The organism is Pseudoroseicyclus tamaricis (assembly GCF_012070395.1).
GTDB lineage: Bacteria > Pseudomonadota > Alphaproteobacteria > Rhodobacterales > Rhodobacteraceae > Pseudoroseicyclus_A > Pseudoroseicyclus_A tamaricis.
The window spans coordinates 1,094,052-1,110,781 of sequence record NZ_JAAFYS010000002.1; the positions used below are offsets into that span (position 1 = coordinate 1,094,052).

13 protein-coding genes are annotated in these 16,730 nt (G+C 71.2%); 6 read left to right on the forward strand and 7 right to left on the reverse strand.

Going from position 1 to position 16,730, the window contains the following annotated elements; genetic code table 11:
• Positions 1 to 173 precede the first annotated feature (173 nt).
• The gene (locus GY170_RS11695; RefSeq protein ID WP_163893706.1) at positions 174 to 1,640 is read right to left on the reverse strand and encodes a leucyl aminopeptidase; all 1,467 of its coding nucleotides are present in this window, start codon (positions 1,638 to 1,640) and stop codon (positions 174 to 176) included.
• 139 nt (positions 1,641 to 1,779) lie between these two features.
• Here GY170_RS11695 and lptF point away from each other — a divergent pair, with 139 nt between their 5' ends.
• From lptF to rsmA, 6 genes are all read left to right on the forward strand, one after another.
• On the forward strand, positions 1,780 to 2,916 hold the full coding sequence (gene lptF, locus GY170_RS11700; protein ID WP_163893708.1) for an LPS export ABC transporter permease LptF: 1,137 nt from the start codon (positions 1,780 to 1,782) through the stop codon (positions 2,914 to 2,916).
• Positions 2,913 to 4,001, forward strand: coding sequence for an LPS export ABC transporter permease LptG (lptG, locus tag GY170_RS11705; protein ID WP_163893710.1), 1,089 nt, complete (start codon positions 2,913 to 2,915; stop codon positions 3,999 to 4,001). The genes lptF and lptG overlap by 4 nt, the downstream gene beginning before the upstream one ends.
• A gap of 182 nt (positions 4,002 to 4,183) precedes the next feature.
• Positions 4,184 to 6,310, forward strand: coding sequence for an LPS-assembly protein LptD (locus tag GY170_RS11710; RefSeq protein WP_235937837.1), 2,127 nt, complete (start codon positions 4,184 to 4,186; stop codon positions 6,308 to 6,310).
• 87 nt (positions 6,311 to 6,397) lie between these two features.
• Positions 6,398 to 7,621, forward strand: a complete 1,224-nt coding sequence (locus GY170_RS11715; protein ID WP_163893714.1) for a peptidyl-prolyl cis-trans isomerase — start codon at positions 6,398 to 6,400, stop codon at positions 7,619 to 7,621.
• The gene (gene pdxA, locus GY170_RS11720; RefSeq protein WP_163893715.1) at positions 7,618 to 8,580 is read left to right on the forward strand and encodes a 4-hydroxythreonine-4-phosphate dehydrogenase PdxA; all 963 of its coding nucleotides are present in this window, start codon (positions 7,618 to 7,620) and stop codon (positions 8,578 to 8,580) included. The genes GY170_RS11715 and pdxA overlap by 4 nt, the downstream gene beginning before the upstream one ends.
• Positions 8,581 to 8,665: 85 nt before the next feature.
• Positions 8,666 to 9,499, forward strand: a complete 834-nt coding sequence (gene rsmA / locus GY170_RS11725; protein ID WP_163893717.1) for a 16S rRNA (adenine(1518)-N(6)/adenine(1519)-N(6))-dimethyltransferase RsmA — start codon at positions 8,666 to 8,668, stop codon at positions 9,497 to 9,499.
• A 576-nt stretch (positions 9,500 to 10,075) separates the two neighbouring features.
• On the opposite strand, the gene phoB is transcribed toward rsmA, so the two are convergent.
• The 6 genes from phoB to GY170_RS11755 all read right to left on the reverse strand — a co-directional run bounded on the left by phoB (position 10,076) and on the right by GY170_RS11755 (position 16,365).
• The gene (gene phoB / locus GY170_RS11730; RefSeq protein WP_163893719.1) at positions 10,076 to 10,771 is read right to left on the reverse strand and encodes a phosphate regulon transcriptional regulator PhoB; all 696 of its coding nucleotides are present in this window, start codon (positions 10,769 to 10,771) and stop codon (positions 10,076 to 10,078) included.
• Positions 10,771 to 11,499, reverse strand: a complete 729-nt coding sequence (phoU, locus tag GY170_RS11735; protein ID WP_163893721.1) for a phosphate signaling complex protein PhoU — start codon at positions 11,497 to 11,499, stop codon at positions 10,771 to 10,773. The genes phoB and phoU overlap by 1 nt, the downstream gene beginning before the upstream one ends.
• 14 nt (positions 11,500 to 11,513) lie before the next feature.
• Positions 11,514 to 12,311 (reverse strand): phosphate ABC transporter ATP-binding protein PstB, encoded by a 798-nt coding sequence (pstB, locus tag GY170_RS11740; RefSeq protein WP_163893722.1) that lies wholly within the window; start codon positions 12,309 to 12,311, stop codon positions 11,514 to 11,516.
• A gap of 12 nt (positions 12,312 to 12,323) precedes the next feature.
• On the reverse strand, positions 12,324 to 13,694 hold the full coding sequence (gene pstA / locus GY170_RS11745) for a phosphate ABC transporter permease PstA (protein ID WP_163893724.1): 1,371 nt from the start codon (positions 13,692 to 13,694) through the stop codon (positions 12,324 to 12,326).
• Positions 13,691 to 15,259, reverse strand: coding sequence for a phosphate ABC transporter permease subunit PstC (gene pstC, locus GY170_RS11750; protein ID WP_163893726.1), 1,569 nt, complete (start codon positions 15,257 to 15,259; stop codon positions 13,691 to 13,693). The genes pstA and pstC overlap by 4 nt, the downstream gene beginning before the upstream one ends.
• A 74-nt stretch (positions 15,260 to 15,333) precedes the next feature.
• Complete coding sequence (locus tag GY170_RS11755; RefSeq protein WP_163893728.1) at positions 15,334 to 16,365, reverse strand: PstS family phosphate ABC transporter substrate-binding protein; 1,032 nt, start codon at positions 16,363 to 16,365, stop codon at positions 15,334 to 15,336.
• Between the last annotated feature and the right edge of the window lie 365 nt (positions 16,366 to 16,730).

The following is a 16,730-nucleotide window of genomic DNA, read 5'->3' on the forward strand; positions in this document are numbered from 1 at the left end:
AACGGCCCCGCTGATGCGCTTTATGCCAGCCAAGCCCCTCCCCGGCCCGAGCAGAGCACCAAGCTTCACCAGAGCGCCAGCCCGCCGGGACGGGCCCCCGCTCGCCCTGCGCCTTTGGCGCGTACCGGGCGGGGGCACAACTCGAAACGGGCGCCCGCAGCCCCGCCCCGCCCTCACGCCTCGAAGTCGTCCCGCACCAGCCGGTCCAGCGCCAGGACGCCCCAGCCGGTCGCGCCCTTGGGCGCCAGCTCCGTGCCGCTCTTCGACCAGGCCGTGCCGGCGATGTCGAGGTGGATCCACGGCACCCCCTCGCCCACGAAGTTGTTGAGGAAGCGCGCCGCGATCACCGCGCCTCCGGGCCGGCCGCCGACGTTCTTGAGATCCGCCACGCGGCTCTTCAGCAGCTTGTCGTAGGCCGGCGTCAGCGGCATGTGCCAGGCACCCTCGCCCTCCGCCTCCGCCGCCTTCATGAAGCGGCCCGTGAAGGCGTCATCATTGCCGAAGACGCCCGCATGGTCATGGCCCAGCGCCACGATGATGGCGCCCGTCAGCGTCGCCAGATCGACGATGGCCGCCGGCTTGAACCGCTCCTGCGCGTACCAGAGCACGTCGGCCAGGACGAGCCGGCCCTCGGCGTCGGTGTTGATGTTCTCCACCGTGTCGCCCTTCATCGAGCGGACCACGTCGCCCGGGCGCGTGGCGGAGCCGGACGGCATGTTCTCCACGAGGCCGACCAGCCCCACGACATTCGCCTTCGCCCGCCGCAGCGCCAGCGCCCGCATGACGCCGGCGACGGTGCCGGCGCCGCCCATGTCCATCACCATGTCTTCCATGCCGGCCCCGGGTTTCAGCGAGATGCCCCCGGTGTCGAAGACCACGCCCTTGCCGACGAGCGCCAGCGGCGCCTCCTCGCCGCCGCCCTGCCAGCGCATGACCACAACCTTGGACGGGCTGTCGGAGCCCTGGCCGACGGAGAGGAGCAGCCGCAGCCCGAGCTTGGCCAGCTCCTCCTCCTCGAGGATCTCCACCTCCAGCCCGATCTCCTGCATCGCGGCGAGGCGGGCGGCGAAATCGTCCGTCGTCAGGACGTTGGCGGGCGTGTTGACGAGATCGCGCGTGAAGAAGACCCCCTCGGCCAGCGCCGCCATAGGGCCGGAGGCCTCGGCCACCGCCTCGGGATCGTCGCACATCACCTCCACCTGCGGGGCGGCCGGCGCCTCGCCGCTGCGGAAATCGCGAAAGTCGTAGGCCCGCAGCGCGTAGCCGAAGGCGAGCTCCGCCGTCCGCGCGAAGCAGGCGGCGGCGATCGTCACCCGCCCCTCCCCGGCCGCCGCCGCGATGGCGGCGCCGGCCTTGCGCGCGGCGGCCATGTCGGCGCCTTCGCCCAGCTTGACCGCGCAGAGCCGCTCGGCCGCCAGCCCGGCCGGCATCGCCAGCTCCACCAGCTCGCCCTCGCCGAGCTTGCCCCAGCGGGCGCTCCTGGCGAGCCGGGCCAGCGCCTCGCCGGCGGCGCTGTTGACCTGCCCGGTGGCGGCGTCCATCTCCCCCTCCGGGCCGAGGATCACGGCCACCGTTCCCTCCCGCTCCAGAAGCGCGGCGGCGTCGGTCTCGGCGAAGGTGACGGGCACGGGGGCGGTCATTCAGCTCTCCTCAAAGTTGATCAGTCGAGCCTAGCCAGCGCCGCGCCGATTGGCCAGAAACGAGTTCAAAGCCGACGCCGCGTCGGCTAATTTGCCGCGGGCCGGGCCATCCCCCGGCGGCGCGAGGCGAAGGAGCAGCATGGGCCGGTTCGACCGTTATCTTCTGGGCCACCTGCTCACGCATTTCGGCTTCTTCGCGCTGGTGCTGGTGCTCGTCTACTGGATCAACCGCGCCGTGACGCTCTTCGACCAGCTCATCGGCGACGGGCAGAGCATCGGCGTCTTCCTCGAGCTGACGGCGCTCTCCCTGCCCGGCCTTATCCGCATCACGCTGCCCATCGCCGCCTTCGCCGCCGCCGTCTCCGTCACCAACCGCCTCTCGGGCGACAGCGAGCTGGTGGCGGCGCAGGCGACCGGCCTCTCGCCCTGGCGGCTGGCGCGGCCGGTCGCCACCTTCGGCCTGCTGGTGATGCTGATCGTCTGGACGCTGACGCACATCCTCTCCCCCATGGCGCAGGCCCGCCTCGGCGAGCGCCGGGCGGAGATCGCCGAGAGCGTCGCTGCCGCGCTCCTGCAGGAGGGGCAGTTCGTCACGCCAACGGCGGGCGTCACCTTCTATGTCCGCGAGATCACGCCGGAGGGGGAGCTGCAGGACATCTTCCTCTCCGACGACCGCGCGACGAGCCAGTCGATCACCTACACCGCCACCCGCGCCTATCTCGTGCGCGGCGAGACGGGGCTGCAGCTGGTGATGATCGACGGCATGGCGCAGACGCTCCGCAAGGGGCCGGGGACGCTGGGCGTCACCGCCTTCGACGATCTGGCCTACGACATCGGCGCCCTCGTCGGCGCCAGCTCGCAATCGCGCCCCGCCCTCAACACGCTGCCGACGCCCCGGCTGCTTACGGCCGATGCCGCCTTCGCCGAGGAGACGGGGCGCAGCATCGGCGCGTTGGTGGCCGAGGGGCATGACCGCTTCGCGCAGGGCATCCTCGGCTTCGTCGGCCCGCTGATCGGCTTCGGCACGCTGCTCGTCGGCGGGTTCTCGCGCTTCGGCATCTGGCGGCAGATCCTCGCGGCGGTGGGGCTGATCATCCTCGTGAAGGTGGTGGAATCGGCCGTCACCGGGCTGGTGCGCACCACCCCCGCCGCCTGGCCGGCGCTCTACCTGCCGGGGCTGACCGGCCTCGCCCTCGCCTGGGGGACGCTCTTCCTCGCCGCCCGGCCCCACCTCTTCCGCCGGCGCCCACGCGCGCCGGCAGGAGAGCCCGCATGATCCTGCACCGCTACATCGCCCGCCGCTTCGCCGCCGCCTTCCTCGCGATCCTGGCGACGTTCTTCCTGCTCACCTTCTTCATCGAGCTGATCGAGCAGGCGCGCCGTCACAGCGACGAGGCGGGCTTCGTGGCGCTGGTGGAGCTGTCGCTGCTCGCCCTGCCGGGCACGCTCTACGAGCTGCTGCCCATCGTCGCCATCCTCGCCACGGTGACGCTCTTCATCGGCCTCGCCCGCTCGTCGGAGCTGGTCGTCACGCGCGCCTCCGGCCGCTCGGCGCTCCGGGCGCTGGTGGCGCCTGTGCTGGTGACGCTGGTCCTCGGCGCCGCGGCGCTCGCCGTGCTCAACCCGCTCTCCGCCGCCACGGCGCGGGAATACGAGGCGCGCACCATGGCGCTGACCGGAACCACCCCCGTGCAGGCGCTGGCCGAGGGCGGGCTCTGGCTGCGGCAAGGCGGAGCAGAGGGGCAGAGCGTCATCCACGCCGGGCGCGCCTCGCTCGACGGCACCGAGCTCTCCGATGTCTCCTTCCTCACCTACGCCGCCGGCGACCGCCCGGTGGAGCGGCTGCGTGCGGAGGAGGCCCGCCTCGTCCCCGGCGCGTGGGAGCTGGCGGGGGTGAAGCGCTGGCCGCTGGATGCGCCCAACCCCGAGGCGGCGTCCGAGGTGCTCGCGACCCTTTCCCTGCCCTCCAGCCTGACGGCGGATTCCATCCGCGACAGCTTCGGCACCCCCGCCTCGATCCCGATCTGGGAGTTGCCGCGCTTCATCTCGGAGCTTCGGGCCGCCGGCTTCTCGGCCCGCCGCCACCTCGTGCACCTGCAGTTGGAGCTGGCGACGCCGCTCTTCCTCGTCGCCATGGTGCTCATCGGCGCGCTCTTCACGATGCGCCACCAGCGCGGCGGGCGGACGGGGATGATGATCCTCTTCGCCATCCTGCTCGGCTTTGCGACCTACTTCGTGCGCAACTTCGCCCGTGTCCTCGGCGAGAGCGGCGACATCCCCGCCGGCCTCGCCGCCTGGGCGCCGCCGGCCGCCGCCATCGCCCTCGCCCTCGGCTTCATCCTGCACCTGGAGGATGGCTGATGCCCCGTCTTCACCGCCCCACGCTCGACCACACCGGGCACCTGCCCCTCCTGTCCCCGGCGCCCCTCTCGCCCTTATCCAAATACTTCGGGGGGGCCGCAGGCGGGGGGCAGCGCCCCCCTCCGCCTTCTCAGCCCGCCCAGGCCCCGGGTCAGCGCACAAACAGCGCCGGCCCCGCCGGGGTGGGTGGGCGGGAGGCGGGGCCGGCGCTGCGCCCCCGCCACCTCCGCGCGTGGCTCCTGCGTGCCGCCCTGCTCCTCTTCGCCCTCCTGCCGCTGCCCGCCCTCGCCCAGGGGCTCCCCTCCCTCGTCGCCGACAGCCTGACGGTCGAGGGGCAGACGCTGATCGTCGAGGGCAATGTCGAGGTGCTCTACGACGGCACCCGCCTCTCCGCCGCCCGGCTCACCTATGACCAGCGGACGGACCAGCTCGCCATCACCGGCCCGATCTTCATCGAGACGCCGGAGGGGGACATCTTCACCGCCACCCGCGCCGAGCTGTCGTCCAGCCTCGAGCGCGGCCTCCTCCTCGGCGCCCGGCTGGTGCTCGACCGCCGCCTGCAGCTCGCCGCCGCCGCCATCCGCCGCGAGGGCGAGCTGACGGAACTGACGCGCGCCGTCGCCACCTCCTGCCAGGTCTGCGCCGGCCGTGCGCCCCTGTGGGAGATCCGCGCCGCCCGCGTCACCCATGACGAGGTGGCCCACCAGCTCTGGTTCGAGGAGGCCACCTTCCACGTCCGCGGCCTGCCGATCCTCTACATCCCGCGCCTGCGCCTGCCCGACCCCTCGGTCGACCGCGCCACGGGCCTGCTGATCCCCGACATCAAGAGCTCCGACCGGCTCGGCTTCGGCCTGAAGTTCCCCTATTTCATCACCCTCGGGCAGAGCCGCGACCTCACCCTCACCCCCTACCTCTCGGCCCTCACCCGCACGCTGGAGGCGCGCTACCGGCAGGCCTTCTTCGCGGGAGACCTCACGATCCTCGGCGCCGTCAGCGACGACGAGCTGGCGCCGGGGGACCCGCGCGGCTTCGTCTTCGCCGATGCCGGCTTCGATCTCGGCGGCGGCTACGCCCTGCAGATGGACCTGCGCCTTGCCTCCGACCGCGCCTACCTCGCCACCTACGGCTATTCCGACGAGGACCTGCTGACCTCAGCCATTCGCCTCACCGGCGTGACGGAGGGCAGCCTCACCGAGGCGGACCTGAGCTACTACACCACCCTCCGCGACGGCGAGAGCCAGGACGACCTGCCCCCCCTCGCCCTGCGGTGGGAGCGGCAGCGCCGTCTCGCCCTCGGCCCCGCGGCGCGGCTGGACTTCGGCACCTCCATCGACGCCTTTGCCCGCCCCGGCGACGGGCGCGACCTCTCCCGTGTTGGCGCCTGGGCGGGGCTGGGGACGAGCCGCATCCTGCCCGGCGGGCTGGTGGCGGAGGTGGAGGGGCGCGTGACGGCCGATCTCTACCAGATCGCCGACGACCCGCGCGCCGGCCCCCTCGCCCGGCTGGAGCCGGCGGCCATCGCCACGCTGCGCTGGCCTTTCGTGCGCCCCGGCGCCGTCACCCAGACGCTGGAGCCCATCGCCGCCCTCGCCTGGTCGGAGGCGGTCGGCGGCGGCCCGCCGAACGAGGACAGCCCCCTCGCCGAGCTCGACGAGGGCAACCTCTTCGCCCTCTCGCGCTTTCCCGGCGAGGATGCGCGCGAGGAGGGCTTGCGCGCCGCCGCCGGCCTCGCCTGGACGGGGCGGACGCCGGAGGGCGCGCAGCTCCGCCTCACCTTCGGCCGGCTCTTCCGCGCCGAGGCGGATGCGCGCTTCTCCGATTCCTCGGGCCTTTCCGGCACCGCCTCCGACCTGCTGCTCGCCAGCCAGCTGGAATTTCCCGGCGGCCTCACCTTCACCGCCCGCACGCTCTATGACCCCGAGGACGGCGTCGGCAAGACGGGGGCGGAGGTCAACTGGACGAGCCCGCGCATCGACCTCGGCGCCGCCTATGTCTGGCTGCCGGAGGATGACGACGAGGGTAGGGATGACCCTGTCGCCGAATGGTCCGTCGAGGCGGATTATCGCATCAACGAGCGCTGGCGCCTCGGGCTCGACGGGCGCTATGACGTCGCCAGCGACCAGGCCGCCCGCGCCGGCATCGGCATCGGCTGGCGCAACGAATGCGTGAGTGTGGATTTTTCCCTGTCGCGCCGCTACACAACGGCAACCGCCGGCCCGCCGGTGACCGACCTCGGCCTCTCCGTCTCGCTGGAAGGCTTCAGCGCCGGCGCGGCCAGCCCGGTCGCCGCCCGGTCCTGCAGCCGATAGCGGCGGGCGGCCCGGGCGCGCGTGACCGGGCGGGGCCGGGGAATTGAGCAGACAAGGCCGCGTCAGTCGGCCAATGGAGGGTGGGCCATGCCGGCCATTCGCAGCATATTTCTCTCGGCCGCGCTCGGCGTCGCCGCCTTCGGCGCGCTGCCGGCCCCGGCCACGGCGCAGGGGCTCTTCGCGCCCATCGTCACCGTCGGTGACCGGGTGGTGACCAATTACGAGCTGCAGCAGCGCATCCTGCTGCTGGAGCTCTTCCGCTCCCCGGGTGACATCAACCAGATGGCGCTGACGCAGCTGGTGGACGAGCGCGTCAAGCAGGCAGCGCTGGAGCGGGCGGGCCTCGCCCTCACCGACGACGGCCTGCGCGACGCGATGTCCGACATCGCCGCCAATGCCAACCTCGAGCTCGACGCGTTCCTGGCGCGCCTCGCCCAGAACGGTGTCGAGGAGCAGACCTTCCGCGACTACGTCTCCGTCAACATCGCCTGGCGCGACTACATCCGCCTGCGCTACGGCGACGCGGTGACGATCACCGAAGCGGATGTCGACCGCGCCCTGCAGGCGACGGAGCCGAACTCCGCCGGCGTCGAGCTGCTGCTGGGCGAGATCATCCTGCCCGCCCCGCCGGACCGCGCCGCCGAGGCCCAGCGGGTGGCCGAGCAGATCGCCGGCATCACCAGCTTCGCCGCCTTCGAGGCGGCGGCGCGCGAGGTCTCCGCCTCGCGCAGCCGCGAGCAGTCGGGCCGCCTGCCCTGGGCCCCGCTGAGCAATTATCCCCCCGCGCTGCACCCCGTCTTCCTGGGGCTGGAGCCGGGGGAGGTGACGGCGCCGATCCCGATCACCAATGGCATCGTGCTCTTCCAGCTGCGCGACGTGCGAGAGGTGGCCGCCGCCCCCGCCGCGCCGGCGCAGCTCGACTACATGATCTTCCTCGTCCCGAACGGCGAGGGAAGCCTCGCCGAGGCCGCCGGCATCGCCGCCCGGCTCGACAGCTGCCAGGATCTCTACGGCGTCGCCGCCGGCCTGCCGGAGGAGCGGCTCATCGTCGAGAGCCGCGCCCCCGGAGAGGTGCCGCAGGACATCGCGCTGGAACTGGCCAAGCTCGATGCCGACGAGACCTCCGTCTCCCTCACCAGCGGTGACGGGCAGTGGCGCTACCTGCTGATGCTCTGCGACCGGTTCCGCGAGGGCGGGGCGGAGGCCGACCGCGAGGTGGTGCGCGGCAACCTGCGCTCGCAGCAGCTCGCCGGCTATGCCGATGCCCTGCTGGCCGACCTGACGGCCGGCACGCCGATCACCTACGAATGAGCCTCGTCGTCTCCTGCGGGGAGCCGGCGGGCATCGGCCCCGAGGTCGCCGCGAAGGCCTGGGCGGCGCTCGGCGCCACCCTGCCCTTTGCCTGGATCGGTGATCCGGCCCACCTGCCCCCCGGCTTCCCCTGGCAAGAGGTCTCGGCGCCCGGCGAGGCCGAGGGCGTGGCGGACGGCGCCCTGCCCGTCCTACACTTGCCCTTCGGCTCCCCGGCCGTACCCGGCACCCCGCAGCCGGGCCACGCGGCGCATGTGGTGGAGGCGATCTCCCGCGGCGCCGCCCTCGCCGCCTCCGGCGAGGCGAGCGCGCTGGTGACGGCGCCCATCTCCAAGGCGGCGCTGATCGGCGGCGCCGGCTTCGCCTTCCCCGGCCATACGGAGTACCTCGCCCACCTCGCCGGACAGGTGCCGGTGGCGATGATGCTCGCCTGCCCGGAGCTGCGCGTCGTGCCCGCCACGATCCACATCCCCCTTTCCGCCGTGCCCGAGGCGCTCACCGAGGCGGGGCTGGAGGAGACCATCCGCCTCACCCACGCCGCCCTGCAGCGCGACTTCGGCCTCGACACGCCGCGCATCGCGGTCACCGGGCTGAACCCCCATGCGGGCGAGGAGGGGCGGATGGGCAGCGAGGAGATCGCCTTCATCACCCCGCTCATCGACCGTCTACGCGGCGAGGGCCTCGCCCTCACCGGCCCACATCCGGCGGACACGATGTTCCACGCCGCCGCCCGCGCCCGCTACGATGCGGCCATCGCGATGTACCACGACCAGGCTTTGATCCCGATCAAGACGATCGATTTCGCCGGCGGCGTCAACATCACGCTCGGCCTGCCCTTCATCCGCACCTCGCCCGATCACGGCACCGCCTTCGACATCGCCGGCCAGGACCGCGCCGACCCGACCTCCATGATCGCCGCCCTCCACATGGCCGCCGACATGGCGAGGTCTCGCTCTTGATCTCGCTTTTCCTGAAATATCCCGGGGGGGCCGCAAAGCGGCGGGGGGCAGCGCCCCCCTCCCCCGTCTCGACCCGCGCCGGCCGATGAGCCAGATCGACACCCTCCCGCCGCTGCGCGAGGTCATCGCCACGCACGGCCTCTCGGCCCGCAAGTCGCTCGGCCAGAACTTCCTCCTCGATCTCAACCTGACGGCCAAGATCGCCCGCGCCGCCGGCGACCTCACCGGCGCCGACATCCTCGAGGTCGGCCCGGGACCCGGCGGCCTGACGCGCGGCCTCCTCGCGCAGGGGGCGCGCCGCGTGGTGGCGGTGGAGAAGGACAGCCGCTGCATCCCGGCGCTGGAGGAGATCGCCGCCGCCTATCCCGGCCGGCTGGAGGTGGTGCAGGGCGACGCGCTGAGCGTCGACCTCGCCGGAAAGCTTTCGGCGCCGGTGAAGATCGCCGCCAACCTGCCCTACAACGTCGGCACCGAGCTGCTGGTGCGCTGGCTGACGCCCCCCACATGGCCGCCCTTCTGGCAGTCGCTGACGCTGATGTTCCAGCGCGAGGTCGCCCAGCGTATCGTCGCCACGCCCGGCTCGAAGGCCTATGGCCGCCTCGCGCTGCTGGCGAGCTGGCGCACGGACGCGCGCATCGTGATGGACCTGCCGCCCTCGGCCTTCACGCCGCCGCCGAAAGTCTCCTCCGCCGTGGTGCACCTGACGGCCCTGCCGGAGCCGCGCTACCCCGCCGAGCCGGCGAAGCTGGAGCGGGTGGTGGCGATGGCCTTCAACCAGCGCCGCAAGATGCTGCGCGCGGCTCTGAAGGGCCTCGGCCCCGACGTCGAGGACAAGCTCCACGCCGCAGCCATCCCCCCGACCGCCCGCGCCGAGGAGATCGAGCTGGAGCGCTTCTGCGCTCTTGCGAGGCTGGTTTAGGAGGGCGCCGGAGGTGGCGCCTGCCACCAGGGGCCACTTATCACGCCGGCCCGTGGGGTGGCGCCGCAACATCCGAGGGGCGCGTTTTATGCCAGCCACGCCCCTCCCCGCGGCCCGCCAAGTGCTTACGTCAGCCAGAGCGCCAGCCCGCGGGGACGGGCCGGCGCTCGCGCGGCGGCCTGCGGCCTTGATTCCGCGCTGGGGCAAAAGCGGCGGCCTGGTCTCCGGAGCCCTCGCCCCGAGCGAGCCCCCGTAGGGTGGGGTTCCAACCCACCTTCCCGGCTTCTGTTGGAGTGAGGCTCCCTCCCACACCACCCGCCAAATGCACTGCCCTCGCACGCCGGCCCGTGGGGTGGCGCTACAACGGCTGTGCGGCGCGATTTATGTCAGCCAAGCCCCTCCCCGCGGCTTGCTGAGTGCTAACGTCAGCCAGAGCGCCAGCCCGCGGGGACGGGCCGGCGCTCGCGCGGCGCCTGCGGCTTGATTCCGCGCGGGGGGAAGCAGCGGCGACGTCTGGCCTGCGAGGGCGAGTAGGCGGCCGAAGCTGCGATGCCCTCGGGCACCGAGAGCCCGACCTTACCCCAAGGCGTATCCCGAGCCCCTCACCGTGCGGATCGGATCGTCGCCGCCGGTCTTCCCGAGCACCTTGCGCAGGCGGCCGACATGGACGTCCACCGTGCGGGTGTCGACGTAGATGTCCCGGCCCCAGACACGGTCGAGCAGCTGTTCGCGGCTCCAGACGCGGCCGGGCTTTTCCATGAACGTCGCCAGCAGGCGAAACTCCGTCGGCCCGAGGCGGAGGAGCTCGCCACCGCGGTGGACCCGGTGCGTCTCCGCGTCCAGCATGATGTCCTCGAATTCGAGCACCTGCCCCATGGCGGACGGCCTCACGCGGCGCAGCTGGGTGCGCACGCGGGCGAGGAGCTCGGAGAGGGAGTAGGGCTTGACGACGTAATCGTCCGCCCCCGTCTCCAGCCCCCGCACCCGGTCGACCTCTTCGGAGCGGGCGGAGAGCATGATGATCGGCACGCCCTTCGTCTCCGCCCTGGCCTTGAGGCGGCGGCAGATCTCGATGCCCGAGACGCTCGGCAGCATCCAGTCGAGCACGATGACGTCCGGCATCTCCTCGCTGACCAGCGTCAGCGCCTCGTCGCCATCGGCGGCGGCGTTGGTGCGGAAGCCCTCCGCCTGCAGGTTGTAGCTGAGAACCTCGCGCTGCGCCGGCTCGTCCTCGACGACCAGCACCAGCGGCGCCTGGCCGTGCGCGCTCATCAGGCGCCTCCCGCCGGGCCGGCATCCGGCCCGTGCAGCGCCGTCAGATCCTCCTTCGGACGCTCGGCGCGGGGGATCTCGCCGGTGGCGACGTAGATCACCTGCTCGGCCATGTTGGTCACCAGGTCCCCCATCCGCTCGATGTTCTTGGCGATGAAATGCAGGTGCATGCAGGAGGTGATGTTGCGCGGATCCTCCATCATGAAGGTCAGGAACTCGCGGAAGAGCGCGTTGTACATCTGGTCGACGTCGAGGTCGCGCTGGATGACATCCTCCGCCAGCGCCTTGTCGCGCTGCACGAAGGCGTCGAGCGTATCCTTCAGCATCGCCTGCACCTCGCGCGCCATGCGGCGGAGGGTGACGTCCGAGCCCGTCATCGGGTTCGTGCCGGAGAGGATCGTCGTGCGCTTGGCAATGTTCTTGGCGTAATCGCCCAGCCGCTCCAGCGCGGCGGAAAGGCGCAGGACGGAGAGGACGATGCGCAGGTCCGTCGCGATGGGCGAGCGGATGGCGATGCAGCGCGCCGCCTCTTCGTTGATCTGGTCCTCCAGCGCGTCGATGGCGGCGTCGCCATCACGGACCTTCTCGGCCAGCTCGGTATCGCGGCTCTCCAGCGCGCGGGCGCCGTCGAGGATGGCGCTTTCCACCAGCCCGCCCATCTTGATGACCATCGCCTGGATGGCCTCCAGATCGCGGTCGAAGGCGGAGACGATGTGCTGATCGTTCATGGCTTGGTCCTTCCTCAGCCGATCCGGCCGGAGATGTAGCTCTCCGTGCGCGGGTCCTGCGGGTTGGTGAAGATCTTGCCGGTCTCGTCGTATTCAACGAGGTTGCCGAGGTGGAAGAAGGCCGTCTTCTGGCTGACGCGGGCGGCCTGCTGCATCGAGTGGGTGACGATCACCACCGAGTAGTTGGAGCGCAGCTCGTCGATCAGCTCCTCCACCTGCCCCGTCGCGATGGGGTCGAGCGCCGAGCAGGGCTCGTCCATCAGCAGCACCTCCGGCTCCGTCGCGATGGCCCGCGCGATGCACAGGCGCTGCTGCTGACCGCCCGAGAGGCCGGTGCCGGGCTTGTCGAGCCGGTCCTTGGCCTCGTTCCAGAGCGCGGCGCGGCGGAGGGCCTGCTCGACGATGTTGTCGAGATCCCCCTTGGTCTTGGCGAGGCCGTGGATGCGCGGCCCGTAGGCGACGTTGTCGTAGATCGACTTGGGGAAGGGGTTGGGCTTCTGGAAGACCATCCCCACCTTGGCGCGCAGCTGCACGGGATCGACACGGGCGTCGTAGATATCCTCGCCGTCGATGCGGATGTCGCCCTCGACGCGGGCCGCGTCGATGGTGTCGTTCATCCGGTTGAGGCAGCGCAGGAAGGTGGACTTGCCGCAACCCGACGGGCCGATGAAGGCCGTCACGGTCTTGTCGGCGATCTCCACGTCCACGTCCTTGATGGCGTGCGTGTCCCCGTAGAAGACCTGCACACCGTGCGCGCTGATCTTGATATCCTGCATGTCGACTTCCCGATCGGTAAGACGCTGATCTTTCATGGTCCGGCTCCCTTACCAGCGACGCTCGAAGCGGCGGCGGAGTAGAATGGCGATGATGTTGAGCGCGAACAGCAGCGCCAGCATGACGATGATGGCCGCCTGCGCCAATCCCTCGCGCACCGGCAGATCCTGGTTCTGCGCGAAGAGATAGACGACGGTCGGCATCGATTGGGCCTGCTCCAGAAGGCCGCCCGTGAAGGGCGAGGAGAGGATGGAGGCCCCGGTGGAGACGCTGAGGCCGATGAGCAGCAAGGGTGCCGTCTCGCCCAGCGCCTGCGCGATGCCGATGATGGTGCCCGTCAGGATGCCCGGCATGGCCAGCGGCAACGTGTGGTGGAAGACCGTCTGCAGCTTGGAGGCGCCGACACCCAGCGCCGCATCGCGGATCGAGGGCGGCACCGCCTTCAGCGCCGAGCGGGTGGCGATGACGATGGTGGGCAGCGTCATCAGGGAGAGGACGATGCCGCCGAGGAGCGCCGTGCCGCGGATGGAGGAGCCGAAGCCCAGGTCTCCCAGCGTCAGCAGGATCGCGGCGCCGAGGATGCCGAAGACGATGGAGGGCACGGCGGCGAGGTTCGCGATATTGATCTCGATGAAGTCGGTGAACTTGTTCTTCGGCGCGAACTCCTCGAGATAGATCGAGGCGGCGACGCCGAAGACGAGGGAGAAGACCAGCACCACGAGCATCATGTAGGCCGAGCCCATCAGCGCGGGGCCAATGCCCGCCACCTCGCCCGACTGGCTGTATTCGTTGGTGAAGAAGCCCCAGTTGAAGTTGCGGTCCACCAGCCCGGCGGCCACCATCTGGTCGATGAGGTCGAGCTGCTCGCGGTTGAAGCCGGGCGGCATGCCCGAGGTGCCCTCACCGGACAGCCCGCCCGTGAGGTAGCGTGTGATATTGAGCGAGATGGGCACGCCCACCGTCACCGTCTGCCCGACGAGATCGGGGTCGGCCACCAGCTCGTCACGCACGTCGCGGCGGTTGGCGGCGTAGATCAGGGCGGAGAGGTCGCCATCATCGAAGGCGGCGGTGTCGATGCCGCTGTCCTCCAGCGTCCGCCGCAGGGACTGGGCGAAGATGCCGCGCTCGAGGTCGGAGCGCAGGGAGAGCTCGCCCAGCGCCTCCGGCCCGGTGCCGTCGGCCTCCAGGATCTCCGGATCGTAGTAGAGCTGGATCTCGGCCTGGTACTGGAAGAAGGCCGGAATGCCGCGCGACAGGATGGACCAGAGCAGGACGCAGAGGAAGAAGAGCACCAGCCCGATGGCGCCGAGGCCGAGGTACTTCAGCACCGAGCCGCGGCGGTAGCGTCGGCGAACGTTGTCTGTCCGCGTGAAGAGCGACTGGGCGGCGCGCGGGGTCGCTTCGGGAGTCATGTCGGTCATTCGTACTGCTCCCGATAGCGGCGGACGATCCGCTGGGCGAGGAGGTTCAGCGCCAGCGTGATGAAGAAGAGGGTGAAGGCGAGGGCGAAGACGGCGAGCACGTCGATGGAGTCAAAGCCCGAGGCCTCTCCGGTGAGCACCGCGACGATCCGCGTGGTGACGGTGACGACGGCGCCGAAGGGGTTCGGCTCCAGCCCCTGCACGTTGGAAAGGGCGCCGGCGGCCAGCACCACGATCATCGTCTCGCCGATGGCGCGGGAGGCGGCCAGCACCACGGCGCCGACGATCCCCGGCAGGGCGGCGGGCAGGATCACCTTGGTGATCGTCTCCGACGGCGTGGCGCCGAGGCCGAGCGAGCCGTCGCGCATCGCCTGGGGGACGGCGTTGATCACGTCGTCCGACAAGGAGGAGACGAAGGGCACCAGCATCATCCCCATGACCACGCCGGCCGTCATGACGGAGACGGTGTTGGGCATGATCGTCGTGCCCACCACGGCCTGCAGGAAGGGGCCGATGGTGACGAGGGCGAAGAGGCCGTAGACGATGGTCGGCACGCCCGCCAGCACCTCCAGCGCCGGCTTCACCCAGGCGCGGACCCGCCGGTCGGCGAATTCCGAGAGGTAGATGGCGGCGAGGAGGCCAAGGGGCGTCGCGACGAGCAGCGCCACGAGGGAGATGTAGAGCGTCCCCCAGATCAGCGGCAGGAAGCCGAGGAGGCTCTCGTACTCGCCGCCCGGCCCTTCCGGCACGCCCACGGTATCGCCCGCCGGTGCCCAGGTGAGGCCGAAGAGGAAGTCGAAGAGCCCGTATTCGCGGAAGAAGGTGATGGAGGGGAAGGTGACGGCGGCAAGGATCGCCAGCGTCGTCAGGATGGCGACGGTGGACGCGAAGATGAGCAGCCCCATCACCCAGCGCTCCACCACGTTGCGGGCGCGGAAGTCACCGTCGATGCGGCTGAGCGCCCAGATGAAGCCGATGGCGGCGAGCAGCATCACCAGAAGCGGGCCGATGGCGGAGAGGGTGCGCTCGAAGCCGTAGAGCTTCAGCGCCGCCTCCTGCATCGCCGGGGTCACGCCGATGGGCGCGATCTGCCCGGCGCTGCGCAACTCGCCGCCCACGTCGGTCTCGGCGGCGTCCCAGGCCTCGATCTCGGGCAGGGAGATGACGTCGGAGGAGATGGCGCCGTAGATGGCCTCGTTCAGCACGCGCACGTTGCCGAGGAACAGCTCTCGCCGCGCGCCCTCGCGCACCGCGATCTCCTCGTCCTCCAGCCCCTCGCGCTGGCTCTCAGGCAGCGCCAGCTCCGGCAGGTCGTCGGCCACCGTGGTGCCCAGGTAGACGCTGGAGACGAGCCCCTGCAGGAAGGCCCAGAGGACCAGCACCGCGAAGGAGGGGATCAGCGTCGCCATCACCACGTGCCAGCCATGGTGGACCGGCCGGGAATGCAGCGCCCGGGTGTCGCCCTTGACCCGCCCCACGGCGCGGCGGCGGCCCAGCAGGTAACCTGCGATGCACAGCACCAGCACGACAAGCAATGCCAGCGGGAAGGTCAGAAGGCCGCTCATGGGGGGTCCTTTATCATCAGGCGGGCGGCCGGAAGCCCCGGCCGCCCGTGATCTCGATCAGGCCGGTCGGCCGATCACATGGTCTCTTCGTTGGCGACCATGTCCTGCGTGGCGGCGAGTTCCGGGTCGGGCACGAGGCCGTACTCGGAGAGCGGGCCGCCCGGGCCGGCCATGTCGTCGGAGACGAAGAACTCGGCATATTCCTTCAGGCCGGGGATGACGCCGATGTGGGCACCCTTGACGTAGAAGTAGAGCGGACGGGAGACCGGGTACTCGCCGGAGGCGATGGTGTCCGTCGAGGGCTCGATGCCGGACATGGTGGCGACCTGCAGACGGTCGGTGTTGTTCTCGTAGAAGGACAGGCCGAAGACACCGATGCCGTTGGGCGTGGAGTCGAGGTTGGCCAGCGTCTGCGTGTAGTCGCCTTCGATGTCGACCGAGGCACCGTCGGTGCGGATGGTCATGCAGGCTTCTTCGGCGGCATCTTCGTCCATGCCCATGTCCATCATGGCCTGCATGGCGCCCGATTCCTCGCAGCCGGCGAGGATCACGTTCTCTTCGAAGACTTCACGGGTGCCGTGGTTGGTGCCCGGGATGAAGGTGTTGATTTCCTGGTCCGGCAGGTCGGCGTTGACCTCGTTCCAGTTGGTGTTCGGGTTGGCGACCATCTCGCCATCCATCGGCAGCTCGGCGGCCAGGGCGTTGTACCAGTCGGCCGGGGTGAAGGCGAACTCGGGGCCGTTGATGTCGGAGGCGAAGACGATGCCGTCATAGCCGAAGCGGACCTGGATGATGTCGGTCACGCCGTTGGCGGCACAGGTCTCGATCTCGGAGTCGCGGATGGCGCGGGAGGCGTCGGCGACGTCGATCGTGCCTTCACCCACGCCTTCGCAGAAGCGGGACAGGCCGGTGGAGGAGCCGCCACCCTCGACGACGGGCGTCGGGAAGTCGGTCTCGGCGCCGAAGGCCTCGGCCACGATGTTGGCGTAGGGCAGCACGGTGGAAGAACCGGCAACCTGAACGGTGTCGCGCGTCTGGGCCACGGCAGCGGTCGTGAAGGCAGCGGCGATCGCCATGGAGGAGGCGGTCAGTTTCACGAGGGACATGTGGGTCTCCTGTCAGTGTTAAGGCCCGGTGAACGCCGGACCGTGTGCCGCCCTGCTAGGGGTGCTGGACTATGCTTTTGTGACAGGAATGTAAGAGTTTTGTGACAGTGGGGGGGGGGGGGGGGGGGGGGGGGGGGGGGGGGGGGCACGGGGGGCCCCGCCCCAGCCACCCCCCCCCCCGGGGGCCCCGGGGGGCCGGCCCCCCCCCCGCCCCCCCCCCCCCCCCCCCCCGCCCCCCCCCCCCCCCCCCCCGCGGCCCGGGCGCGCGGGGGGGGGGGGGGGGGAGGCGCGCCCGGGCAGCGGCCCGCCCCTCGCGCCCCGCCTCCCCTCCTCACAACCCGGCGCATGTCCGGCGCCCGGCGTTG

Coding starts and splice junctions, on each gene's coding strand:
- lptG (WP_163893710.1), top strand. CDS start 2,913: ATGATCCTGCACCGCTACATCGCCCGCCGCTTCGCCGCCGCCTTCCTC.
- pdxA (WP_163893715.1), top strand. CDS start 7,618: ATGAGCCTCGTCGTCTCCTGCGGGGAGCCGGCGGGCATCGGCCCCGAG.
- GY170_RS11715 (WP_163893714.1), top strand. CDS start 6,398: ATGCCGGCCATTCGCAGCATATTTCTCTCGGCCGCGCTCGGCGTCGCC.
- pstA (WP_163893724.1), bottom strand. CDS start 13,694: ATGACCGACATGACTCCCGAAGCGACCCCGCGCGCCGCCCAGTCGCTC.
- phoU (WP_163893721.1), bottom strand. CDS start 11,499: ATGAACGATCAGCACATCGTCTCCGCCTTCGACCGCGATCTGGAGGCC.
- rsmA (WP_163893717.1), top strand. CDS start 8,666: ATGAGCCAGATCGACACCCTCCCGCCGCTGCGCGAGGTCATCGCCACG.
- phoB (WP_163893719.1), bottom strand. CDS start 10,771: ATGAGCGCGCACGGCCAGGCGCCGCTGGTGCTGGTCGTCGAGGACGAG.
- GY170_RS11695 (WP_163893706.1), bottom strand. CDS start 1,640: ATGACCGCCCCCGTGCCCGTCACCTTCGCCGAGACCGACGCCGCCGCG.
- GY170_RS11755 (WP_163893728.1), bottom strand. CDS start 16,365: ATGTCCCTCGTGAAACTGACCGCCTCCTCCATGGCGATCGCCGCTGCC.
- lptF (WP_163893708.1), top strand. CDS start 1,780: ATGGGCCGGTTCGACCGTTATCTTCTGGGCCACCTGCTCACGCATTTC.
- pstC (WP_163893726.1), bottom strand. CDS start 15,259: ATGAGCGGCCTTCTGACCTTCCCGCTGGCATTGCTTGTCGTGCTGGTG.
- pstB (WP_163893722.1), bottom strand. CDS start 12,311: ATGAAAGATCAGCGTCTTACCGATCGGGAAGTCGACATGCAGGATATC.